Annotated in this window: 25 protein-coding genes; 16 read left to right on the top strand and 9 right to left on the bottom strand. The window is 69.0% G+C overall.

The window, feature by feature from the left end:
• Nucleotides 1-10: 10 nt before the first annotated feature.
• Both NTM_RS03040 and NTM_RS03035 read left to right on the top strand, forming a co-directional pair.
• Nucleotides 11-298 (top strand): hypothetical protein, encoded by a 288-nt coding sequence (locus tag NTM_RS03040; RefSeq protein ID WP_163765423.1) that lies wholly within the window; start codon nt 11-13, stop codon nt 296-298.
• A 9-nt stretch (nt 299-307) separates the two neighbouring features.
• On the top strand, nt 308-607 hold the full coding sequence (locus NTM_RS03035) for a DUF3349 domain-containing protein (RefSeq protein WP_163765422.1): 300 nt from the start codon (nt 308-310) through the stop codon (nt 605-607).
• A 20-nt stretch (nt 608-627) separates the two neighbouring features.
• On the opposite strand, the gene NTM_RS03030 is transcribed toward NTM_RS03035, so the two are convergent.
• From NTM_RS03030 to NTM_RS03005, 6 genes are all read right to left on the bottom strand, one after another.
• Nucleotides 628-1,014, bottom strand: a complete 387-nt coding sequence (locus NTM_RS03030) for a VOC family protein (protein ID WP_163765421.1) — start codon at nt 1,012-1,014, stop codon at nt 628-630.
• Between the two features lie 24 nt (nt 1,015-1,038).
• Entirely contained in the window at nt 1,039-2,574 is a 1,536-nt protein-coding gene (locus NTM_RS03025; RefSeq protein ID WP_163765420.1) for a long-chain-fatty-acid--CoA ligase, read from the bottom strand.
• 6 nt (nt 2,575-2,580) lie between these two features.
• Nucleotides 2,581-3,462, bottom strand: a complete 882-nt coding sequence (locus NTM_RS03020; protein ID WP_163765419.1) for an SDR family oxidoreductase — start codon at nt 3,460-3,462, stop codon at nt 2,581-2,583.
• Nucleotides 3,463-3,559: 97 nt separating this feature from the next.
• Entirely contained in the window at nt 3,560-4,471 is a 912-nt protein-coding gene (locus tag NTM_RS03015) for a 1,4-dihydroxy-2-naphthoyl-CoA synthase (protein ID WP_104861912.1), read from the bottom strand.
• A 3-nt stretch (nt 4,472-4,474) separates the two neighbouring features.
• The gene (locus NTM_RS03010; RefSeq protein WP_104861913.1) at nt 4,475-4,924 is read right to left on the bottom strand and encodes a nitroreductase family deazaflavin-dependent oxidoreductase; all 450 of its coding nucleotides are present in this window, start codon (nt 4,922-4,924) and stop codon (nt 4,475-4,477) included.
• A gap of 10 nt (nt 4,925-4,934) precedes the next feature.
• Entirely contained in the window at nt 4,935-5,621 is a 687-nt protein-coding gene (locus NTM_RS03005) for an HAD family hydrolase (RefSeq protein WP_104862186.1), read from the bottom strand.
• Between the two features lie 52 nt (nt 5,622-5,673).
• Between NTM_RS03005 and NTM_RS03000 the strand changes: the two genes are divergently transcribed.
• Genes NTM_RS03000 through NTM_RS02985 form a run of 4 tightly spaced genes read left to right on the top strand, consistent with a single transcriptional unit; the run spans nt 5,674 to nt 8,697 of the window.
• Entirely contained in the window at nt 5,674-6,390 is a 717-nt protein-coding gene (locus NTM_RS03000; protein WP_104861914.1) for a glycosyltransferase family 2 protein, read from the top strand.
• Nucleotides 6,387-7,328, top strand: a complete 942-nt coding sequence (locus tag NTM_RS02995; RefSeq protein WP_163765418.1) for an acyl-CoA dehydrogenase family protein — start codon at nt 6,387-6,389, stop codon at nt 7,326-7,328. The genes NTM_RS03000 and NTM_RS02995 overlap by 4 nt, the downstream gene beginning before the upstream one ends.
• Nucleotides 7,325-8,077 (top strand): PIG-L deacetylase family protein, encoded by a 753-nt coding sequence (locus tag NTM_RS02990; RefSeq protein WP_163765417.1) that lies wholly within the window; start codon nt 7,325-7,327, stop codon nt 8,075-8,077. The genes NTM_RS02995 and NTM_RS02990 overlap by 4 nt, the downstream gene beginning before the upstream one ends.
• 32 nt (nt 8,078-8,109) lie before the next feature.
• On the top strand, nt 8,110-8,697 hold the full coding sequence (locus tag NTM_RS02985) for a class I SAM-dependent methyltransferase (protein ID WP_163765416.1): 588 nt from the start codon (nt 8,110-8,112) through the stop codon (nt 8,695-8,697).
• 45 nt (nt 8,698-8,742) lie between these two features.
• Here the strand turns inward: NTM_RS02985 and NTM_RS02980 are convergent, their stop codons facing one another.
• Complete coding sequence (locus NTM_RS02980; protein ID WP_163765415.1) at nt 8,743-9,966, bottom strand: CynX/NimT family MFS transporter; 1,224 nt, start codon at nt 9,964-9,966, stop codon at nt 8,743-8,745.
• Between the two features lie 47 nt (nt 9,967-10,013).
• Between NTM_RS02980 and NTM_RS02975 the strand changes: the two genes are divergently transcribed.
• Entirely contained in the window at nt 10,014-10,682 is a 669-nt protein-coding gene (locus tag NTM_RS02975; protein WP_163765414.1) for a FadR/GntR family transcriptional regulator, read from the top strand.
• Here NTM_RS02975 and fadD8 read toward each other — a convergent pair.
• Both fadD8 and NTM_RS02965 read right to left on the bottom strand, forming a co-directional pair.
• On the bottom strand, nt 10,679-12,289 hold the full coding sequence (gene fadD8 / locus NTM_RS02970; protein ID WP_163765413.1) for a fatty-acid--CoA ligase FadD8: 1,611 nt from the start codon (nt 12,287-12,289) through the stop codon (nt 10,679-10,681). The genes NTM_RS02975 and fadD8 overlap by 4 nt on opposite strands.
• A 68-nt stretch (nt 12,290-12,357) precedes the next feature.
• On the bottom strand, nt 12,358-12,651 hold the full coding sequence (locus tag NTM_RS02965) for a hypothetical protein (RefSeq protein WP_232079605.1): 294 nt from the start codon (nt 12,649-12,651) through the stop codon (nt 12,358-12,360).
• A 310-nt stretch (nt 12,652-12,961) separates the two neighbouring features.
• Here NTM_RS02965 and NTM_RS02960 point away from each other — a divergent pair, with 310 nt between their 5' ends.
• The 9 genes from NTM_RS02960 (at nt 12,962) to NTM_RS02920 (ending at nt 23,436) form a co-directional block, all read left to right on the top strand.
• Nucleotides 12,962-14,173 carry a TetR/AcrR family transcriptional regulator gene (locus tag NTM_RS02960; protein ID WP_163765412.1) on the top strand — a complete coding sequence of 404 codons (1,212 nt, stop codon included), beginning with the start codon at nt 12,962-12,964 and terminating at the stop codon, nt 14,171-14,173.
• A 268-nt stretch (nt 14,174-14,441) separates the two neighbouring features.
• Nucleotides 14,442-15,299 carry an MlaE family ABC transporter permease gene (locus tag NTM_RS02955; RefSeq protein ID WP_104861922.1) on the top strand — a complete coding sequence of 286 codons (858 nt, stop codon included), beginning with the start codon at nt 14,442-14,444 and terminating at the stop codon, nt 15,297-15,299.
• Nucleotide 15,300: 1 nt separating this feature from the next.
• Complete coding sequence (locus NTM_RS02950) at nt 15,301-16,155, top strand: ABC transporter permease (protein WP_104861923.1); 855 nt, start codon at nt 15,301-15,303, stop codon at nt 16,153-16,155.
• Nucleotides 16,156-17,763, top strand: a complete 1,608-nt coding sequence (locus tag NTM_RS02945) for an MlaD family protein (RefSeq protein ID WP_163765411.1) — start codon at nt 16,156-16,158, stop codon at nt 17,761-17,763. It abuts the gene before it with no gap.
• Nucleotides 17,760-18,815, top strand: a complete 1,056-nt coding sequence (locus NTM_RS02940) for an MCE family protein (RefSeq protein WP_104861925.1) — start codon at nt 17,760-17,762, stop codon at nt 18,813-18,815. The genes NTM_RS02945 and NTM_RS02940 overlap by 4 nt, the downstream gene beginning before the upstream one ends.
• The gene (locus NTM_RS02935) at nt 18,808-19,854 is read left to right on the top strand and encodes an MCE family protein (RefSeq protein WP_163765410.1); all 1,047 of its coding nucleotides are present in this window, start codon (nt 18,808-18,810) and stop codon (nt 19,852-19,854) included. The genes NTM_RS02940 and NTM_RS02935 overlap by 8 nt, the downstream gene beginning before the upstream one ends.
• On the top strand, nt 19,851-20,972 hold the full coding sequence (locus tag NTM_RS02930) for an MCE family protein (RefSeq protein WP_163765409.1): 1,122 nt from the start codon (nt 19,851-19,853) through the stop codon (nt 20,970-20,972). The genes NTM_RS02935 and NTM_RS02930 overlap by 4 nt, the downstream gene beginning before the upstream one ends.
• Complete coding sequence (locus NTM_RS02925; RefSeq protein ID WP_163765408.1) at nt 20,972-22,189, top strand: MCE family protein; 1,218 nt, start codon at nt 20,972-20,974, stop codon at nt 22,187-22,189. The genes NTM_RS02930 and NTM_RS02925 overlap by 1 nt, the downstream gene beginning before the upstream one ends.
• Nucleotides 22,186-23,436, top strand: a complete 1,251-nt coding sequence (locus NTM_RS02920) for an MlaD family protein (RefSeq protein WP_163765407.1) — start codon at nt 22,186-22,188, stop codon at nt 23,434-23,436. The genes NTM_RS02925 and NTM_RS02920 overlap by 4 nt, the downstream gene beginning before the upstream one ends.
• Nucleotides 23,437-23,445: the final 9 nt, after the last annotated feature.

The following is a 23,445-nucleotide window of genomic DNA, read 5'->3' as shown; positions in this document are numbered from 1 at the left end:
AGGACATCAGATGACGTACTTCGAGAGCATTGCCAAGGTGCTCGGAATCGGGCTGCTGCTCGGCGCGGGCCTGCCCGCGATCTTCGCCGTCGGGCTGGTCGCGTACTCGCGCGGTACCGGATCCGACGGCAGCGACGGATCCGCGGTCACGGCGCCGAAGCCGCTGGCCAAGTACGCCGGTGTGGCGCTGTTCGTGTTCGTCGGCTGGGTCATCCTGACCGCGGTGCTGTGGATCACCCGCGCGACGATCATCCACAACACCGGAATCGACCTGTTCCCGTTCCTGCCAAGGAAGTGAGCTGATCGTATGGCGCAGAAGGCTTTCGACAACGTGCTGGCCTGGCTGCACGAGGGCTATCCGCACGGCGTGCCGCAGAAGGACTACTTTCCGCTGCTGGCCCTGTTGCGGCGCACCCTGACCGAGGATCAGGTGGTCAAGGTGGCCCAGACGGTGCTGCGCTCCACCGACGCCGACACCGTCACGCCCGCGCAGATCCACACCGCGATCCACCGGGTCACGGCCAAGGAACCCAACCCGGAAGAGATGCACCAGGTCGCCGCGCGCCTCGCGTCGGTCGGCTGGCCGCTCGCCGCTCCTGTCGATTAGCCGCTCGCGGCTGCTGTCGATTAGCCGCGGGTGTCGCGCCGGATCGGGTGATCCTCGGGCACCTGCACGAAGATCAGCGTGACGCCGTCGGGGTCGGTGACGTGCATCTCGTGCAGTCCCCATGGTTCCTGGCGGGCCTCCCGCGCGATCTCGACGCCGCGCTGCCGCAGCTGGTCCTGCGCGACGGCGAGGTCGCGCACCTGCAGCCACAACGCCCCGGGGAACGGCGGCGCATCCCCGGCGGGCGCGCCGTGGCCGGCGATCTCGATCAGCGACTGGCCGGCGTAGAAGACCGTGCCGCCGCTGTACTCCCTGGCGATGGCCAGCCCGATGCCGTCGCGGTAGAACGCGACCGAGCGCGCATAGTCCTTCGGACGGAACAACACCCGGCTGGCCAGGATCTCCATGGCTGTGTGTCTACCACGGCCGCGTCACCCGATGTGGCGGTCCGTGCCGGTCCAGTACGGTTCGCGCAGCGCGCGTTTGAGCAGCTTGCCGCTCGGGTTGCGGGGCAGCGCGCCGACGAAGTCGACCGACTTCGGCAGCTTGAACCCGGCCAGCCGGTGCCGGGCGTGGGCGATCAGCTCGGCCTCGGTGAGTGTCGCGTCGCGCGCCCGCACCACGATGGCCTTGACCGCCTCGCCCCAGCGCGCATCCGGTACCCCGATGACGGCGACGTCGGCGACCCCCGGGTGTGTCATCAGCACGTTCTCCACCTCGGCGGGGTACACGTTCTCCGCGCCGGAGACGATCATGTCCTTGATCCGGTCGTGCAGATACAGATAGCCGGCGGCGTCGAGGTATCCGGCGTCGCCGGTCCGCAGCCAGCCGTCCGCGGTCAGCGTCGCCGCGGTCGCGTCCGGGTTGTTCCAGTAGCCCAGCATGTTCTGCGGCGACCGGGTCCACACCTCGCCGACGGTGCCCGGTGCGACGTCGGCTCCGGACGCGTCGACGACGCGGATCTGCACCCACGGATACGGCCTGCCGCAGGAGCGCAGCAGTGTCGGCAGGTGCTCGTCGCCGTCGAGCTGGGTGATCGACCCCGTCGACTCGGTCATGCCGTACACCTGGGCGAACACACCGCCGAATCGGTCCATGCCGCGCACCAGCACGTCGTCGGTGATGGGGGAGGCCCCGTACACCACGATCCGCAGCCCGGAGAAGTCCATGTCGTCGAGACCCGGTGTGTCGAGCAGGGATTGGATGACGGCGGGCACCAGCAGCATGTTGGTGACCCGGTGGCGGCCGATCGCGTCGAGGATCGCGGCGTGGTCGACGTCGCGCAGCACCACCGTCGCCGCGCCCTGCCACAGCCCGGCCAGCGCCCACCCGAACCCGGCCATGTGGAACAGCGGCATCACCGCCAGGCTGACCGCGTCCGCGTCGAACTTCCACGGCCCCGCGACACCGGCGGTCTTGCACACGAAGTTGGTGTTGCTGAGCATCACACCCTTGGGCGCTCCGGTGGTGCCCGAGGTGTACATCAGGAACACCAGATCGTCGGGGCCGGTGACCACGCCCGGATCCACCGCGGGCGCCTGGCCGACGAACTCGGCGAAATCCGGCCAGCGGTCGTGGTTTCCGACGACGACGATGCCGGCGTCGATGTCGTCCTCGATGTCGTGCACCCGGTCGACGAACTCCTGTCCGACCACCACCATCGACACGGCGGCGTCGGTGAGAACGTGCCGGATCTCGGGGGCGGTCAGACGCCAGTTCACCGGTACCGTCACCGCGCCGAGCTTGGCCAGACCGAAAGCGACGTCGAAGTATTCGGCGCCGTTGCGTTCGACGAACGCGACCCGGTCGCCGAACCCGACACCCGCCTGGGAGAACGCCTGCGCCGCCCTGCTGGACCGGTCGTCGAGTTCGGCGTAGGTGATGACGCGGTCGCCGACGATCAGCGCGGGTGCGCCGGGGCGGTGCCGGGCGTGACCGCGGACGATGTCGGCGAGGTTGGCGAACAACGCTTTTCAGTCCCTGGGCTGCATGCGTTGGCGTTTCATGATGGTGTCGATCGCGGCCGGGGCGACACTGTTGATCGCGTGCGCGGTGACCGCGATGCGGGGCGCGATGCTGACCGGGCGGTGCCGCGCGGCGGTGATGATCCATCCGGCGGCCTCGTCGGCCGACAGCCCGGGCAGTCCGTCGTAGGCGCGGGTCGGCGCGATCATCGGGGTCTTCACCAGCGGGTAGTACAGCGTCGTCGCGTGCACGCCGCGGTCGGACCACTCGGTCTCGATGATGCGGCTGATCGAGCTCAGCGCCGCCTTGGACGCGTTGTACACCCCGAACAGCGGCGGACTCTCGGTCTTCACGCCCCAGGTGGAGACGTTGATGATGTGGCCGTCCCCGCGCTCCAGCATGCCCGGCGCCAGACCGCGGATCAGGCGCAGCGGGCCGTAGTAGTTCAGCGTCATCGTCCGCTCGACGTCGTGCCAGCGCTCCAGCGACTCCTCCAGCGGGCGGCGGATGGAGCGCCCGGCGTTGTTGACCAGGATGTCGATGCCGCCCAGCTCCTTCTCGACGGTCGCGACCAGGGCGTCGACCGCGTCGAGATCGGACAGATCGCACGCGTGCGCGCGGGCGTCCCCGCCGGTGTCGGTGATCCGGGTGACCAGCGCGTCGAGCAGCTCCTGGCGCCGCGCGACCGCGACGACCGTCGCGCCGCGGCGGGCCAGCTTCTCGGCGGCCGCCTCGCCGATGCCCGACGACGCGCCGGTCATCAGCACCCGCTTGCCACGCAGCTCGATGGTCTCGCGGGTGGGCCGGTTCAGCAGTGCGGGCAGGATCGGTGGCCGCATGCTGGTCAGCACCACCTGGTCGGCCAGCCGCCGCAGCGGGTTCCTCGTCACGCAGCGGAGTCTATTTCCGGTGCCGAAATTGCATTCCAGCAGGACCTCACTCGCACTTTTCCTGCTGGAACGCAATCTCGACGGGTCAGGGGTCCGGTCAGAAGTAGCGGGGGAACGGCGTCCAGTCGGGGTCGCGCTTCTCCAGGAACGCGTCGCGGCCCTCGACGGCCTCGTCGGTCATGTACGCCAGCCGCGTCGCCTCCCCGGCGAACAACTGCTGGCCCACCAGCCCGTCGTCCTGCAGGTTGAACGCGTACTTGAGCATCCGGATCGCCTGCGGGGATTTGCCGTTGATCTCCGAAGCCCACTGCAGCGCAACGTTTTCCAGGTCGGCATGGTCGACGACGGCGTTGACCGCGCCCATCGCGTGCATCTCCTCGGCGGTGTAGGGGCGGCCCAGGAAGAAGATCTCGCGGGCGAATTTCTGCCCGACCTGCCGTGCCAGGTACGCCGACCCGTAGCCGCCGTCGAACGAGCCGACGTCGGCGTCGGTCTGCTTGAAGCGGGCGTGTTCGCGCGAGGCCAGCGTCAGGTCGCACACCACGTGCAACGAATGCCCGCCGCCTGCGGCCCACCCGTTGACCAGACAGATCACCGGCTTGGGCATGAAGCGGATCAGCCGCTGCACCTCCAGGATGTGCAGCCGGCCCGCGCGGGCCGGGTCGACGGTCTCGGCGGTCTCCCCGGACGCGTACTGGTAGCCGCTGCGGCCGCGGATGCGCTGGTCGCCGCCGGAGCAGAACGCCCAGCCGCCGTCCTTCGGGGACGGGCCGTTGCCGGTCAGCAGTACCACGCCGACGTCCGAGGACATCCGTGCGTGGTCGAGCACGCGGTACAGCTCGTCGACGGTGTGCGGGCGGAACGCGTTGCGCACCTCGGGGCGGTCGAACGCGATCCGCACGGTCGGACGGCGGGCGCCGTCGGCGACATGGCGGTGGTAGGTGATGTCGGTCAGGTCGTCGAAGCCGGACACCGGCTCCCAGAGGCTGGCGTCGAACGGGTTGCTCACGGCTTAGACCGTATCGAAGCGGAATACCGGGCAGCGCCCGGCCAGCGCCTCGAACTCGTCGGGGTTGGGCCCGGTGACCAGCCCGGCGTTCTTCATGAAGTCCACCCCGGTCGGCACCAGCACCGGGAACTGCCGCAGCAGCGGCCGGGCCTGCTCGACCGGCAGCTCGACCATCCGCACGGTCTGGCGGCTCTTCCCGCGCGCCAGCACCGCCTCGGGGTTGGCCTGCAGATTGCGCACCCAGTCCGAACCGGGCAGGCCGCCGACCACATAACGCCGGCCGTCCACCTCGAACGGCGTGACCGGCGTCGGCCGTGGTTTCCCGGTCTTGCGTCCGGTGACGATCAGCACCGCCGGGCCGTTGGTGAACAGCCCCGTCCGGTTCAGCGCGATCATCACCTTGTTCACGTACTTCAGCCACCACGGCGGCCGGATCCGCTCGCTACTCGCCATGGATTCGACGCTACAGCGAGATTCCGTGCCCCCGCAGGGCCGCGATCAGGCCGTCTCGCCGCTCGCGGGTGGGCAACGGGTCGACGAGCGCGAACGCGCAGCCGAGCGTGCGGGCACCGCCGTCGGCTTCGTCGCTGTCGCCGATCATCAGGGTGCGTGCCGCGGCGACGCCCAGCCGGTCGAGCGCGGTCTGGAAGATCGCCGGGTCCGGTTTGACCGCACCGACCTCGAAGGACAGCACGAACTCGTCGACCGTCCCCACACCGGTGAAGGCGGGCCGCAGGTCGAACGCGATGTTGGACACCACCGCGGTCCTGATGCCGTGCCCGCGCAGGCCGTCGAGCACGGTGGGGGTGTCGGGGTACGGGGTCCAGCAGGCCGGGTCGATCGCGTGGGAGTACAGCGCCTCGGCGTGGTGGCGCGCCAGCCCGGATTCGCGCAGCACGTGCAGGTAGGCCTCCCGGTGCAGGTGCGGTTCGAGGTCGCGCTTCATCCATGCGTCGAGTGCCTGCGGCGTCATCGACACCGATCGCCCGGTCGGCTGGGTCAGCCGGTGCATCAGCTCGGCCTGCACGTGCGCGTCGACCTCGCCCTTGTCCTCGGTGTCGAGTTCCATGCCCCGAAACCAGCTCTCGTCTCCTTCCAGCCGGAACAGCGTGCCGGAGAAGTCGAACAGCACCGCGTCGAAGTCACTCATCCCGTCCATCGTGCCAGGTGTGGAAAATCGGCGTTCTGGCTAATAGTCAGGCATGACCGACATCGCGAAGGCTGTCGTCGTGGTGCCGGCGCACAACGAGAACGATCACCTCCCAGACTGTCTGCGGGCGCTGACGACCGCGGCGCTGTGCGTGCCGATCGCCGTCACCACGGTCGTGGTGCTGGATTCGTGCGACGACGGCAGCGAGGCGCACGCCGGCACGTTCGGGCCGGACGTGCACTTCGTCTCCGTCGAGGCCGGCAACGTCGGCGCCGCGCGGGCCGCCGGTTTCGAGTACGCGAGGACGTTGCACGCCGACGTGGAGCCGGCCCGCACCTGGTACGCGACCACGGATGCCGACAGCGCGGTCGATGCCGACTGGCTGGTGCGGATGATCGCCGCGGACGCCGACATGGTGCTCGGGGTGGTGCGCATCCCGGCGTGGCGGAACTTCTCACCCGCGGTGGCACGGCGTTATCTCGCCGGCTACCGCACACAGGGCACCAGCCACCGCCACATCCACGGCGCCAACATGGGATTCCGCGCCGACGCGTACTGGCACGTCGGCGGGTTCCGCGCGCTGGCGAGCAGTGAGGATGTCGACCTGGTGCGTCGCTTCGAAGCCGCCGCGCTGTCCATCCACCGCGACCGCGGCCTGTCGGTCGCGACGTCGGACCGCAGTGAGGGCCGCGCCCCCGGCGGCTTCGCGCAGCATCTGCGCGACATCGCCCACACCGTCAGTGGACGGTCCGCGGAAGTGACCCCGTGAACGCAGGCCTGGTCCGGCAGTGGCTGAGCTCCGGGGAGCTCGACCTCCCGCTGCCGGGCCGTGGCGACACCGCGCAGCGCTGGCGACGGCTGGCCGCCCTGACCGAGATCGACGTGGTCGCGGGCCGTCTCGCCGAAGCACACACCGACGCGGTCGCGATCCTGACCGAGCTGACCGGCAGCGGTCCCGGCGCGGACCAGTGGTGGGGAGTGTGGGCGGCCGAGTCCGGTGAGGCGGCACTGAGCGCACGGGAGGACGGCCCACGGGTACTGCTCGCAGGCACCAAACCGTGGTGCTCGGGCGCGGGCCTGTGCACGCACGCACTGGTCACCGCGCGGTTGCCCTCGGGGCAGCGGGGGCTGTTCGCGGTCGACCTCGCAGACCCGGGTGCGCGGGTGCTCCCGGACCGCTGGAGCAACGCCGGAATGGCCGAATCCGACACCCGCTCAGTGCAATTCGATGCCGTACCGGCGCGGCCGGTCGGGGAGCCCGGTGAGTATCTGAGCAGGCCGGGGTTCTGGCACGGCGCCGCCGGGGTGGCCGCATGCTGGCTGGGCGCAGCCCGCGCCGTCGCCGCCGCGCTGTATCAGCGGGCGTCCTCGAGCCGCGCCGACGCGCACACGCTGGCCCACCTCGGCGCGGTGGATGCCGCGCTGGCCGCCGCGGACGCGACGCTGACGGCGGTGGCCCACGCATTCGACGCCGATCCGGACAATCGCGCGGGTGCCGCGGAACTGCACGCGCGCCGGGCGCGCGCGGTGGTGGAGACCGCCGTGGACGAGACGTTGACCCGCACCGCACGTGCGCTCGGTCCCGCGCCGCTGGCGACGGATGCCGAGCATGCCCGGCGGGTGGCGGATCTGGCGATCTACGTACGGCAGAGCCACGCCGAACGCGATCTCGAACGTCTCGGCGCGCTGGCGGCGGGCCAGTCGTGAGCAACTCCGGACGACTGGCCGCGGCGCCGCTGCCGGACGGCGGCACACCGGAAACCGTCTGGGCTGCTGCGGGACTCGATCTCCCGGCGCTGGATTTGTCGGCCTGTCCGGACCTCGTCGTGGTCGGCGCGCACCCCGACGACGAGACACTGGGTTTCGGTGCCGCGATGACGATGCTGGCCGGCGCCGGGGTGCGGGTGCAGGTGGTGTCGGCCAGTGACGGCGGTGCCGCGTTCCCGGATTCGACACCGCGGCAGCGTCACACGCTTGAGCAGACCCGCCGCGCCGAATTGCACGCCGCAGCAGACGAACTCGGGGTCTCGACCCCGATCAGCCTCGGCCTGCCGGATGGTGAGATCGCGCGGTACGAGCGGCGTCTCACCGACGCGCTCATCGAGGTCCTGGCAGGCCGGCCGGCGGGCACGTGGTGCGCGGCCACCTGGCGCGGGGACGGACATCCCGACCACGAGGCCGTCGGCAGGGCCGCCGCCCACGCCGCGGACGTCACGGGTGCGATGCTGGTGGAGTACCCGGTGTGGATGTGGCACTGGGCGCGCCCCGGGGATGCCGCCGTGCCGTGGCCGCGGGCCGCCGCGGTGCCGGCCACCTCGGCGGCCATCGCCCGAAAGACCGCCGCGGCAGCTCACTTTCGCAGCCAGTTCACCCCGCCGGAACCCGGCGGCGAACCTGTACTGCCCGCGTACGTCCTGCCCCGGCTGGTGACCGTCGGCGAGGTGATCTTCCGCTGAACGCCCGGCTTCCCGACAGCTTCTTCGACCGCATGTACGCCCAGGCGGCCGATCCCTGGCAGCTGGAATCCCGGTGGTACGAGCAGCGCAAGTACGCCATCACCACCGCACTGCTGCCGTATGCGCGCTATCGGCTCGCGTTCGAACCGGGTTGCTCGATCGGGGTGCTCACCGAGGCGCTGCTGGCGCGCTGCGATCACGTGGTCGGCGCCGACGTCAGCGTCGCGGCACTGGACCGGGCCGCGCAGCGCCTCGACGCGCGCGGGCTGCGGCAGCGGGTGACACTGCTGCACGGCTCGCTCGACCAGCCCTGGCCCGCCCGGCCTTTCGACCTCGTTGTGCTCTCCGAGGTGTGCTACTACCTGCAGCCGGCGACGCTGCGCGAGGTGCTGGATCGCGAGGTGCCGCGGCTGGCCCCGAATACGACGGTGGTGGCCGCACATTGGCGTCATCCCGTCGCCGAGTATCCGATGACCGGTGACCACGCCAACGACATCATCGGCGCCACCGAGGGTCTGCATCAGATCGCCGGTTACCGCGACGGCGACGTGGCGATCGACGTCTACGACAACGCCGGTGGCAGGTCGGTGGCGGCCCGCACGCAGGTCCCCGGCGCCTGATCCGCCGTCACGGATTCAAGCAGGTCGACACACCGCTTCAGCTGGTCACACGTAGCGCGCGCGTCCGGCCAGCACACCGGCGACGATCTGCACGACGTACACGCCCAGATACATGATCCACGGCACCGTCCAGCCGTGGGACACGTCGTGCAGCAACCCGAACAGGAACGGTCCGGTGCCCGCGAACAGGTATCCCAACCCCTGCGCCATCCCGGACAGTTGCGCGGTGTCCTCCGCGGTGCGGGCGCGAAGTCCCAACACCGCCAACGCCATCGAGAACGCGCTCATCCCGATCCCGATCAGCACACTCCACAGCAGCGGCTGCGCGGCGGGGGCGACCATCATGCCGATCGTGCCTGCGATCCCGAACAGTCCTACGGCGAGGATCCAGCCGCTCTGGCTGGGCCTGCGCGCCGCCATCGGTGCGATGAACAGCGACAGCGGAACCCCGACCAGCGACATCAGCCCGACCAGCAGGCCCGCGTGCACCTTGTCGATGCCGTTGTCGATGAACACCTCGGGCAGCCAGCCCATCGCGATGTACGCCATGAACGACTGGGTGCCGAAGAACAGCGTCACCGTCCAGGCCAGCGGGTTGCGCAGCAGCGATCGGCGACCCGCGGTGCGCTGGGTGTGCGCCGCCCACGCCCCACGATGGCTGCGGCTCGCCGGGATCCACAGCGCCAGGGCCAGGAAGGACACCAGCGCCCAGATCGCGAGCGCTTCACGCCAGCCGCCCAGCGGATCCTGCAGGCCGGGGGTCAGCGCCGAGCCGAGCGCACCGCCACCCTGCAGCGCGGCGGTGTAGATGCCGGTCATCAGGCCGATGCGGGCCGGGAACGACCCCTTGATGACGACCGGGATCAGCACGTTGGCCAACGCGATTCCCGCGCACGCGATCAGGGTGGCGCCGATGACCAGTTGTGGCCCCCCGGTGACGCGCAGCGCCAGGCCCGCGGTCAGTGCCACCATCGACACCGAGATCGTCCGGCCCAGGCCGATGCGGCTCGCGATCCACGGCGCCGCCAGCCCGGCTGCGGCGAAACAGAGTGCGGGCACCGTCGTCAACAGGCCGGCCCAGGTTGCCGACGTCGACATCTCGGTGCGGATGTCGCCGAGCACGGTCGCGATGCTGGTGACCGCGGGGCGCAGGTTCAGCGCCGTGAGCACCACCGCGACCGCGAGCAGGACGCCGGCGGTCCCGCGGTTCGGGACCGGGGCGATGCCCCCGGTCCCCGGCTCGCGGATGTCCTGCCGTTGAGTGCGCATCTTGCTACGGTGCCATACATCCCATGATTGGACGAAAGGGGTTTTGCGTGCCGCTGAGCACAGCACGCCGCACCGGCCTGGTCGAGCAGGTGATCGAGCAGCTCAGACACGCTGTCTCCACCGGCGAATGGCCCATAGGGCAGCGGATACCCAATGAGACGGTGCTCGTCGAAACTCTCGGTGTCGGCCGCAACACCGTCCGGGAGGCGGTCCGGGCCCTCGCCCACGCCGGGATCCTGGAGGTCCGCCAAGGCGACGGCACCTATGTGCGTGCGACGAGCGAGGTGTCCGGGGCGCTGCGCCGGCTCTGCGGCACGGAACTGCGCGAGGTGCTTCAGGTCCGTCGCGCACTCGAAGTGGAGGGTGCCCGCCTCGCGGCCGCGAACCGCACACCCGACGACATCGCGGAACTGCGGACCCTGCTGGCACGCAGCGACGCGTGCGCGGACGGCGACGACACCGAGGCGTTCGCCCGCGCGGACGCCGAGTTCCACCTCGCCGTGGTGCGGACGTCGGGCAACAAGATCCTGACCGAGCTCTACCGCGGGCTGATCGAGACCGTCACCGCCAGCGTCGCGACCGCGCGGCAGGTCCCGGTGGAGATGGTCGACCACGGCGTGCTGTTGGACCGGATCGCCGACGGCGACGTCGACGAAGCCGCCCGGATGGCCGGCGAACTGCTCGACCGGATCCTCGCCGGAATCGGCGCAAACTAGCCGACGGCTCGCTCGGCGCCGTCCCAGAACTGCTTGCGCACCGCCTTCTTGTCCGGCTTGCCCAGCGCGGTGATCGGCACCGAGTCGGCGACGACGACCTGCTTGGGGACGTGCACCGAACCCTTGCGTTCCTTCACCGACGCCTGGATCTCGGCGATCATCGTCTGCACCGCACCGTCGGAGGAATCCGCGTCGGGACGCAGCACCACCACCGCGGTCACCGCCTCGCCCCACTTCTCGTCGGGCGTGCCGATCACGCACACCTGGGCGATCGACGGATGTTCGGCCACAACGTCTTCCACCTCACGCGGGAACACGTTGAAGCCACCGGTGACGATCATGTCCTTGGTGCGGTCGACGATGAAGTAGAAGCCGTCCTCGTCCTCGCGGGCCAGGTCGCCGGTGTGCATCCAGCCGTCGCGGAAAGTGTCCGCCGTCGCCTCCGGCAGGTTCCAGTACCCGCCCGACAGCAGCGGACCCGACACGCAGATCTCGCCGACCTCACCCTGCGGGACGGGTGTGCCGTCCTCGCCGAGCAGCGCCACCTTCGCGAACAGCGTCGGACGCCCGCACGAGGTCAGCCGCTTGTCGTCGTGCTCCTTCTTGGACAGATACGTGATGACCATCGGCGCCTCGGATTGGCCGTAGTACTGCGCGAAGATCGGCCCGAACCGCCGGATCGCCTCCTTGAGCCGCACCGGGTTCATCGCCGAGGCGCCGTAGTACACGGTCTCCAGCGAGGACAGGTCGCGGGTGTGCGAGTCGGGGTGGTCCATCAGCGCGTAGATCATCGACGGCACCAGCATCGTCGCGGTGATCTTCTGCTCCTCGATCACGCGCAGCACCTCGGCGGGATCGAACTTGGTCAGCACGATCAGCTCACCGCCCTTGACGATGACGGGGGTGAAGAACGCGGCGCCGGCGTGCGACAGCGGCGTGCACATCAAAAAGCGCGGATTCTCCGGCCATTCCCACTCGGCGAGCTGCACGGTCGTCATCGTGGTGATCGACTGCGTGGTGCCGATGACGCCCTTCGGCTTACCGGTGGTGCCGCCGGTGTAGGTCAGGCCGCCGATGTGATCGGGCGGCAGGTCCGCGGCGGCCAGCGGCTTGGCCGGGTACTTCGCCGCCTCGGCGGTCAGGTCCACCGCAGCGACGCCCGCGGCCGCAAGCTCGGAAGGCACCGGCCCGATCGTGAGCACCTGCCGCAGCGACGGCACCTTCTCCACCAGGCCCAGCGCCCGCTCGACGAACATCGGCTGCGGGTCGATGATCAGCGACGTGACGCCGGCATCGGAGAGCACGTAGGCGTGATCGTCGAGTGAGCCGAGAGGGTGTAGTGCGGTGCGCCGGTAGCCCTGGGTCTGCCCGGCGCCGATGATCATCAGTACCTCGGGGCGGTTCAGCGACAGCAGGCCGACGGCCGCGCCGGTCCCGGCGCCGAGTGCCTCGAACGCCTGAATGTACTGGCTGATGCGGTCGGCGAGCTCGCCACCGGTCAGCGTGGTGTCTCCGAGGAACAGCACCGGCTTGTCCTTGTGGCGCTTCAGCGCGCCGACGGTGAGGTGTCCGGAGTGCAGGAAGGGACGGAGCTGTGGGTCACTCATGTCCTCCAGACTAGAACGTGTTCCAATTCCAGCAGAAGGGTCCGGCGGAATTTGGTGGCTGTCGACTTCTAGAAGGCGCCGCAACCGGCCGTACCGCATGCCCACGCGGTGATCAGCAGCAGCGGCCACAGCACGACGGCCGCCGCGATCGCGATCAGATCGGCGAACACCGTGAACTGCGCGCTGAACAACGACTCCAGACGATCCAGCACGGGGACGTTGAAGCCGAGGTAGATCGCGCCGAGCGCGGTGTAGGCCAGCGCGGCGAGCAGGGCGCGGTCGGCAAGCGACGCGGCGCCACCCCCTCGCCGGTACGCGCGCAGGAACCGGGAGTGGCCGCCGTCGGATTCGTCGTCTTCCACGGCTACCCGAAACGGTCGTGGACGGACCGGACGCAGTGGTGTTCGACCATGCGCACCAGCATCCACGATGTGGTGTCCACGCACAGCGGGATCTGCGACTTACGCGTCGGTGGTTCTGCCGTTGGTGCACAAGCGCTTCGGGTTTCGCGCGTCAAAGGCCGGCTGCGCGTACCGGGTTGGTTGCCGCGGACTCTCGCCGTGCGGTTGCGGTGCACCGGTCGGGTAGCGGGGAGCCCGAAGAAGTAAATCGCTGTTCGTCAGAACGGGCGATTTTTCCCGCGGTGGGGACCACGGCGTTAGGGTGTGCCCTATGGCAGCCACCGCGGACGTTCGCGACGCGCGAAGGCGCCCCAAAGATCGTAAGCAGCAGATCGCGCGCGCGTCAGCGGAAGCGTTCAGTGAACTTGGCTATCACGCGGTCAGCATGGAGGACATCGCTTCGCGGGTGGGTGTCACGGCCGCGTCGCTGTACCGCCACTACTCGGGCAAGTACGACCTGTTCCGTGCGGCCGTACTCGGGCTCGGCGAGCAGCTGGTCTCGGCGACGGAGTTCGCCGACGACGACACCGACGGCACCCCCGAGCAGCGGTGGGACCGCATCGTCGCGGCATTGATCGACGCGGTGATCAAGACCCGCGCCAGCGGTGGGCTGTACCGCTGGGAGGCGAGGTATCTGCAACCGGCGGATCAGGCGATCTCCAACGCGCAGATCAAGCTGGTCAACCGGCGCCTGCAGCGGCCGCTGTCGGCGCTGCGCCCCGAGCTCGACAGCCGGCAGCGCTGGACCGTGACCGCCGCGGTGCTCAGCGCCATCGGCAGCACCTGCGACCACCGGGCCAAGCTCCCGGCCAACGAGATCCGTCGATTGCTGGCGCAGTTGGCCCGCCAGTTGCGCGACGCCGATCTGCCCCCGATTCCGCGCCGCGACAAGCCGCGACGCCGCCCCGATCCGGCGATCGGTCCCGCCGGCGAGTACGAGGCCATCCTTGCCACGGCGCTGCGGTTGTTCAACGCGCACGGATACCGCGAGACCGGAATGGACGACATCGCGTCGGCGATCGGGCTGCCCGTATCGACGATCTACCGATTCTTCAGCGGTAAGGCCGCGGTGCTGACCGCGATCTACCGACGCGCCGCCGACCGGGTCTCCGGCGACATGAGCACGATCCTGGCGACGGCGCCCGACGAACGCAGCGCCGTCGGCCAGTTGATCGACGCCTACGTGTGGCGCTCGTTCGCCGATCCGGAACTGGCCTACGTGTACTACGCCGAACAGATCAACGTGCCCGCCGAAGACCGGGCCGCACTGCACAACATCCAGCGCGCCATCGTCGAGTCGTGGGCCCGCCAGGTCGTTGCAGCCCGCCCGGGTCTGACGGTCCGGCAGGCAAGATTCGCTGTGCACGCCGCGCTCGGTCTCGTCGTCGACATCGGCCGGTTGGAGCGCTACGCCAACACCGACTCGTCGCGTCAGCTCGTCGGCGGTCTTCTACGGGTGCTGTTGCTTCCCGAACGTCCTTAGAATCTGCAGGCCCGTCAATCTTCGGGTCGGGCCCGCCCCTCCGCCTAATAAGTTAATGAAAGATTGCCGAAACCTTGACGCAATCATCGCCGCGGTCATACGGTGACGACCATCCAGAACCTGGTCACCCAGGTTGCTTCGGACGGGTGGGTCCTCGAAATCGGGAGGCGTGGAACGTGAATCAGCCATGCGCCTCGTCGGCCCGCCCACGTACCGGCGCCATCTGGACTCCGGTTCCGGATGCGCTGTGGCGGAGCGGACTTCACGGATGACGACTGCGGATCAGCCGGTTCGCCGCGATGATTCCGTCCACGTCGTCCAGGACTGGGCCGGCGGTTATCTCCGTCGTCACCCGCTCGCCTCGCTGGCGACGGTCGGCGAACAGTTCGTCCTCGCCGTCCGGACGTTGCAGTACTTCTTCATCGATCTGTTCACCGGCAAGTTCAAATGGGGTGAGTTCGTCCGGCAGGGCGCGTTCATGGCCGGCACCGCGGTGCTGCCGACGGTGTTGGTGGCGTTGCCGATCGGGGTCACCCTGTCGATCCAGTTCGCACTGCTGGCCGGTCAGGTCGGCGCGACATCGCTGGCCGGGGCGGCCAGCGGCCTCGCGGTCATCCGCCAGGCCGCTTCGCTGACCGCGGCGATCCTGATGGCCGCCGCCGTCGGTTCGGCGATCACCGCCGATCTCGGTTCCCGCAAGATGCGCGAGGAGACCGACGCGATGGAGGTGATGGGCGTTTCGGTGATCCGGCGCCTCGTGGTGCCCCGGTTCGCCGCGGCGATCATGATCGGCGTCGCGCTGACCGGTGTGGTGTGCTTCGTCGGCTTCCTCGCGAGCTACCTGTTCAATGTCTACTTCCAGAACGGTGCGCCGGGCAGCTTCGTCGCGACGTTCGCGTCGTTCACCACCACCGGCGACATGATCGTCGCGATGATCAAGGCCGTCATCTTCGGCGCGATCGTCGCGGTGGTGTCCTGCCAGAAGGGGTTGTCCACCAAGGGTGGGCCGACCGGCGTCGCGAATTCGGTGAACGCCGCCGTGGTCGAGTCGATCCTGATCCTGATGGTCGTCAACGTCGCGATCAGTCAGCTCTACATCATGCTGTTCCCCCGGGTGGGGCTCTGATATGGCGTCGACCTACGTACCGCGGCCGTTGGCGCCGTTCGTCCGGCTGTACCGCAAGAGCACACCGCCGGTCGCCCGGCTGGGCCACATGCTGGTGTTCTTCGTGCGCGCGCTGCTGGCGATCCCGCTGGCGCTGCGCCACTATCGAGCCGAGTTCGTCCGCCTGCTGTCCGACATCGCCTGGGGCAACGGTTCTCTGGTCGTCGGCGGCGGCACCGCCGGGGTGGCGATCGTGCTGGGTGTCACCGTCGGTGCACTGGTCGGCATCGAGGGGTACAACTTCCTCGACCTGCTGGGGCTGGGCCCGGCGACCGGCATCATCAGCTCGCTGGTGAACACCCGCGAGCTCGCGCCGATCGCGTTGTCGCTGGCGTTCGCGACCCAGGCCGGGTGCCGGTTCACCGCCCAGCTGGGCTCGATGCGCATCGCCGAGGAGATCGACGCGCTGGATTCCCTTGCGATCCGGCCGATCCCGTACCTGGTGACCACCCGGCTGATGGCCTCGGTGGTCGCGGTGATCCCGCTCTACGTGCTGTGCCTGGCCGTCAGCTACCTGACCACCCAACTGGTGGTGATGGCGATCAGCGGTGGAGCGTCGGGCTCCTACATGCACTACTTCACCCTGATGCTGTCCGGGCAGGACATCCTGTACTCGCTGCTGAAGGCGATCATCTTCGTCTGGATCGCCACCACGATCCAGTGCTACTACGGCTTCTACGCCAGCGGTGGTCCCGAAGGGGTCGGGGTCGCCGCCGGGCATGCCATGCGCGCCAGCATCACCGTCGTGATCATCGTGAACATGCTGCTCACCATGGCGCTGTGGAATGTCGACTCCGGAGCAAGGTTCGGGGGTTAGGTGGCAAACTCCTTCGACCTCGACGGCCGCGGGCCCAGCGATCGCCAGCTGCTCGGCGGCGGCATCGCGGTGATCCTTGTGCTGGCGCTGGTCTCGGGGATCCTGTTGGTGAAGGCGACCGGTCGGCTTGACCCGTTCGTACGCGTCGTCGCCGCCCTGGTCAACGTCGGTGACGGGCTGCCGCAGCGATCCGACGTGAAGTACCACGGGGTGCTCGTCGGCGCTGTCGACGGCGTGACGCCGGCCGCGCACGGGCAGCCGAACTTCGTCCACATCAACCTCGATCCGCATTACGCGCGCGCGATACCGGCCACCGTCACCGCGCGGGTGGTGCCGAGCAATGTGTTCGCGGTGTCGTCGGTGCAGCTCGTGGACAAGGGCTCGGGGCCGCCGATCGGCGAGGGTGCCCAGATCCCGGAGGACACCGAGCTGCCCACCGTGCTGTTCCAGACCACGATCAGCAAGCTGCGCGACATCCTGGCCGCGACCGGCCGCGGCCGGGAGGACAAGACGGTCGGAATTCTCGCCGCGCTGAACGCGGCCACCGAGAACCGGCGCACCGAATTGCTCAGCGCGGGTGCGCAACTGAACCGGATGATCGACGAGATCGACTCGATCGTGGCCACCGATCCGGGGCCGACGACGGTGTCCGCTCTGATCGACGCGACGCGTGGACTGCGCTCCACCGCACCGGAACTGCTCGATGCGCTGCACACCGCGGTAGCGCCGATGCAGACCCTGGTGCAGCAGCGCGCCCAGCTCGACGCGCTGGTCAGCGGCGGGCTGCACACCGCCGGCACCACCCACACGGCGCTGAACAACCACACCGACCGGCTGGTCACCATCACCCGAGAGCTGACCCCGGTGATCGGGAACCTGGCCGACACCTCGCATCACTGGCTGCCGGCGTTTGTGAAGCTGAACGGGTTGTCCGACAAGTTCTTCGACGAGGTGTGGCGCCCGGACCGCGACGTCGGCAACATGCGGATGAACTTGTCGCTCACGCCGACCTACACCTACACCCGGGCCGACTGCCCGCGGTACGGGGAGCTGCTCGGCCCGAGTTGCTACACCGCGCCACTGGTGGTGACCCGCCCCGCATTGCCCGAGGCGCTGCTGCCGCAGAACTATCAGCCGCCGAAGGATCTGGCACCGCCGCGGGGCACGATACTCGGCGAGAACGGCAACCTGGTCGCCGTCGGTCCTCCGCTGGTGAACCCGAATCCGAGCCTGGCTGACCCGAATCCTCCGCTGCCGCCGTGGATGTCGCCGGCGCCCCCGGTGCCGGGGACGGCGAACGACGCCCTGGTCCCGATCCCGCCGCCACCGGTCAACCAGTCCCCGCTGGCCCCGGTCGCGCCGAAGCGCGAGGATTCGCCGCGTTATGTGCCGCCACCGCCGGCCGGTGCCGCAGAGGCGGCTCCCGCCTCTGCGGTCTCGCCGGCCTTCGGCGGGAACGTCGGGCCCGTCGGCAGCCCTTACGAACGCGCGGTGCTGAGCGCCGTCACCGGCCAACCCGTCTCGACGGCAACCCAACTGCTGCTCGGACCGGTGGCCCGCGGCACCACGGTGTCGCCGGCCGATGCCGGGGGAGAGGGGCCCCGATGAAGACACGCGGTGCCGCGATCGGCCTGGCGCTGTTCATGGTGGTGGCGTTGACGCTGACCTGGCTGGTGTACGTCACGCTGCGCAGGGACGTGTCCGGCTCGACGGTGCCGTACGCGGCGGTGTTCACCGATGTGTTCGGGCTGCGCGAGGGTGACGACGTGCGGATGGCCGGCGTGCGCGTCGGCCGAGTGGAGAAGATCGAACTCCAGGGTGCCGAGGCCAAGGTGTCGTTCGTGGTGCAGTCCGACCAGCAGGTGCTGGGCACCACGGTCGCATCGGTGACCTACCAGAACATCGTCGGGCAGCGCTATCTCGGCCTGTCCCTGGGCAATCTCGGTGAGCCGCAACCTCTTCCGGCGGGCAGCGTGATCCCCGTCGAGCAGACCGACCCGTCGTTCGATGTCGGCACGCTGCTCAACGGGTACGAGCCGTTGTTCAGCATCCTGGATCCCAAGCACGCGGACAACCTGACCAAGGGCGTGATCCAGTCGCTGCAGGGCGACGAGGCGTCGATCACCGCGCTGGTCGACCAGACCGCGCAGCTGACCGAGTCGTTCGCCGGGCGCGACGAGGAACTCGGCGGCGTGATCACCGATCTGAACACCGTGGTGGGCAATCTCGCCCAGCACAACGACGATCTGGACCACATCATCGGGCAGGCCCGGTCGGTGGTGTCGACCTTCGACGCGCGCAGGCCCGAGTTGATCGAGTCGATGGGTTCGATCGCGAAGGTGGTCCGTCAGCTGTCCACGGTGTCCGACGAGGTGTATCCGTCGCTGAAGGAACTGGTGCGCCGTGAACCGGGATTCGCCCAGCACATGGTCAAGATCGAACCGCAGCTCGCGTTCGTCGGCGCCAACCTGCCGTTGATGCTCAAGGGATTCGCACGGATCACCGGGGAGGGCACCTACGCCAACGCCTATGCGTGTGAACTGGACGGCACCGCGTTCTTCCCCGGCCTCAACGATGTGACCCCGATTGTCGTCGCGGCCGCCACCCCCGGCAACAAGGCCCGCCACACCCCCAAGTGCAGGAACATGGCCAATGGCTGACCCCACACCGCAGATCCGGCGCAGGCGGCGTCCGCTGGAGAACTACAACACGACCTGGCTCGGGGTGCTCGCGGTCGCGGTCGTCGCGGTGCTCGTCGGTGCGCTGCTGCTGGTCCGGGTCGCCGACTTCGGATACCGGCACTACACCGCGAAGTTCCTGCAGGCCGCCGCGCTACAGGTGGGTAACCCGATCACCGTCGCAGGCATCCCGGTCGGCGAGGTGGCGAGCATGAAGCTGATGGGCGACCACGTCGAGGCGCGACTGAAGGTCCGCGACGACGTCGTCCTCGGCGAGGACTCGCGCGCCACCATCAAGATCACCACGATCCTCGGCTCGCGGTACCTCGCGCTGTACCCGGAAGGCCCGGGATCGTTGCCGGACAACACCTTCGACTTGAGCCACACCGAGGTGCCCTACGACCTGCAGGAAGCGCTGACCGACGTCACCACGACCTTCGAGCAGGTCGACTCGGACCAGTTCGCCGAGACGCTGGCCATCCTCGGCAAGCAGCTCGACACCCTGCCGCCGGTCGTCCCGCAGGCGCTGGAGAACACGCACACTCTGTCGACGATCATCGCCCAGCGCCGCGACCAGCTCGGCGAACTGCTCGAAACCACCGACATGGTCAGCACCACGCTGCACCGCCAGCAGGCCACCATCGGAAACCTGGTGGATCAGGGCAATTCGCTGCTCGGTGAGTTCGTCGCCCGGCGGGCGACCTTCCACGCGATGATGGACGCGCTGACCAATCTGGTCCAGACGCTGAGCAACATCGTCATCGACGACCGGCCCGAGTTGGAGGAGCTGCTGACCAACCTGCAGGAGCTCTCGACCCTGCTCGGCAAGAACGACGGCATGCTGCGCAGCATCCTGCAGACCGCGCCGATCGCGCTGCGCAACCTGACCAACATCACCGGCACCGGCAACGCGATCGACTTCAACGCCTCCAGCGGGCTGCTCGTCGATTCGTGGATGTGCGCGATCAGCGGCCGCGCCAAACAGCTCGGGATGATCGAGTACTACCAGGACTGCAAATGACCTTCACCCGAGGCAAGATCATCGGCGCGGTCGCGGTGTGTGCGGTGCTGGCCCTGGTCGCCGCCTTCGTGCTGGTCGGCTACGCCAAAGACAAGCTCGACACGATCACCGTGACCGCGCAGTTCGACAGTGCCACAGGGCTTTATGAGGGCAATGTGGTCGCGGTGCTGGGGATGCCGGTCGGCAAGGTCACCAAGATCACGCCGAAGACCGGTTACGTCGAGGTCGACTTCACCGTCGACGGCGACGTCAAGGTGCCGGCCGACGTTCAGGCCGCGACCATTTCGAACTCGATCCTGACCGACCGCCAGATCGAGCTGACACCGCCGTACCGGGACGGTCCGACCCTGCAGAACCACGACACCATCGGGCTCAACCGCACCCGCACGCCGGTCGAATTCGCCCGGGTGCTCGACACTCTCGACAAACTCGCAGTGTCGCTGCGCGGCGACGGCAAGGGCAACGGCCCGATCGCCGACGTCCTCGACGGCGGCGCCGCGGTCGTCGACGGCCGCGGCCAGCAGATCAAGGACGCGCTGGGTGAGCTGTCGAACGCGTTGCGGCTCAGCTCCGATCGCGGCGCCGTCACCAAGGACCAGCTGACCACCATCGTGCGCAACGTCAGCTCGCTGTCGGATGCCGCCGCGCGCAACGACGAGATGATGCGCGAATTCGGTAGTTCGGTGCGGGCGCTGAGCCAGATCCTCGCCGACGAGGACCTCGGTAGCGGCACCACCGGGCGCAAGATCAACGAGGTGCTCACCAACACCGGCGAGGTGCTGGAGAAGCACCGGGAGTCGATCAAGGCGTTGGTCGCCAACGGTGACATCGTGATGAACACCGTCGGCAAGGATCACGAACGCGATCTGATGGAACTCCTCGACGTCGCGCCGCTGACACTGGACAACCTGTACAACGTCGCCGACCAGAGGAACGGTGCGCTGCGCGTCAAGGTGGTCACCGACAAGATCCTGTTCGACAACCAGTTGATCAAGGAGGTCTGCAACATGATGGGCCTGCGTCAACTCGGTTGCAGTACCGGCACATTGCAGGACTTCGGGCCGGACTTCGGCCTGACCTACATGCTCGACGGACTCGCGGCGATGGGACAGAAGTGATGGCCATCCGCCGACGATTCGCTGCCGCACTGTCGCTGACGGCCTGCCTGACCGCATCCGGTTGCGCCGGTGACGGTCTGGCCAGCCTGCCGCTGCCGGCCCCCGGGGTCGGTTCCGGCGGATACCAGCTGACCGCGGTGTTCTCGAACGCGCTGAACCTGCCCGCGAACGCAAAGGTCAAGCTGGCAGGCGCCGACGTCGGGCAGATGGAGTCCATGGTGGCCCGCAACTACACCGCGGTCACCACCCTGCGGATCATGGACGGTGTGCAGCTGCCGCAGGGCAGCACCGCCGAATTGCGTTCGGCCACACCGCTGGGTGACGTGTTCGTCGCGATCAAACCGCCCGCCGATGCCGCGCCGGGCACCCCGCTGCTCAGGGATGGCGACACGATCGGGCTGGAGTCGACGACGGCGGCGGCGACGGTGGAATCGGTCCTCGGCTCGGCCGCGATCCTGGTCAACGGTGGCGCTGTCCGCAACTTCACCAACCTCATCAACGGGCTCGGCAAGGCGACCGGTGACCAGGGTGAGGCATTCGGCACCCTGATCAGCAAGACGAACACCACCCTCGGCAAGCTCAACGCGCGCTCGGAGGAGATCTCGACCGCGATGCACGAGACGTCGCGACTGGCCCAGGAGATCTCGGCCAAGAACCAGGTGATCAGCGACGTGATGGCGCAGGCCCGCCCGGCCACCGACACGCTGTCGTCGCAGACCACCCAGATCGCCGACCTGGTGCAGCAACTCGGCGACATCTCCGGACAGCTGCGCAAATTCCCGTCCATCGCGGGTACCGACACCAGCGGACGCAGCGTCATCGCCGACGCGAACACCGTGGCGCGGGCCTGGAACGACGTCGCGGTGGCCCCCGACACCTCGCTGTACGCGCTGAACCGGCTGATGCCGCCGTTCATCAAGACCATGACCTCCAACGCGATCGCGCTGGACGCCAGCGTCGACCGGTTGGTGCTCGGCTCCATCCCGGACATCGGCTACGCCGGTGACCCAGGTCTGCACGGACCCAAGCGCCACGACTGGCACCAGCTGGTCGGCACATTGAAGTACACCCTGTGGCGGCTGCAGGAGCGCGTCGTCGGCAAGGGCCCCGATGTGCCGCAGCTGCCGGTGATCCCGAGCCCGACCGAGCCCGGTGCGATCATTCCGGCCCCGCCACCGGGTCCCGTCCCGCCCGCACCCGCCGAGGCGCCGCGATGATCACCGCTGCCACCGACCGCGTCGTCGGCATCGTCCGGTACGGCTACCGCCGCCGGGCGTGGCTCTCGGCGCTCGGCCTGGTCATGGTGCTCGTGGTGGCCACCGCGTATCTGTTGTTCGGGGCGCTGCGGGTGAACCCGCTGGCGTCGAGTTACCGGCTCACCGTGGAGCTGCCGGAATCCGCCGGCCTGCTGCCGAATCAGGACGTCACGCTGCGCGGCGTGCAGATCGGCCGGGTGGAGCGGCTCGACATCACCCCGACCGGGGTCAACGCGATCGTGAACGTGAAGTCCACCGTGCAGATCCCGGAGGCCTCCGAGGTGCGGGTGTCCGGGCTGTCTCCGGCCGGCGAGCAGTACATCGACTTCGTCCCCGGTGCGGACGGCGGCCCGTATCTCGCCGACGGTGCGGTGATCGGTCAGCGCGACACCACCGTGCCGGTCAGCCTGGCCACCCTGCTGGCCGACGCCGACGGGGCGCTGGCGCAGGCCGATACCGAGAAGCTCGAGATCATGCGCCGGGAACTGAGCATGAGTGACGCGGGCCCGCAGAAGCTGGCCGACATCGTCGACGGAGGCACGTTCCTGCTGTCGACCCTGGATTCGGTGCTGCCCGAGACGTCGTCGCTGCTGCGCAGCAGCCGCGTGGTCTTCACGATGGTCGCCGACAAGAACGCCGGCATCGACGTCGCGTCGGACAATCTCGCCGAGACCTTCGAGGGCATCACCACGATGCGGGACGGCTACCGCAGGCTCACCGACCAGACCCCGGGCGTGCTGGGCAACGTCGACAACCTGTTCGCCGACAACTCCGACACGATGGTGCAGCTGCTGGGCAACCTGACCACCACGTCACGGCTGCTGTACCTGCGGGTGCCCGCACTCAACGCGCTGTTCCCGGCGCACCGCACCTCGGTGCTCGACGCGCTCGGCGCCGCGATGCACGACGGCGGGCTGTGGGGGACCGCCGAGATCTACCCGCGCTACACCTGCGACTACGGCACCCCGAAGCTGCCGCCGTCGTCGGCGGACTTCCCCGAGCCGTTCATGTACACCTACTGCCGCGACGAGCATCCCGGTGTGCTGGTGCGCGGGGCCAAGAACGCGCCACGACCGGCCGGTGACGACACCGCCGGCCCGCCGCCGGGTGCTGATCTCGGCAGGCAGACCGACCCGACCCCGAAGGGGCGCTACACGATTCCGACGCCCTACGGCGGCCCGACGTTACCGATCGAGCCGCCCCGCTGACCCCGACGT

This window comes from Mycolicibacterium parafortuitum (assembly GCF_010725485.1).
GTDB lineage: Bacteria > Actinomycetota > Actinomycetes > Mycobacteriales > Mycobacteriaceae > Mycobacterium.
The sequence above is the reverse complement of the archived record's forward strand: the minus strand, read 5'-3'. Positions and strand labels throughout refer to the sequence as shown.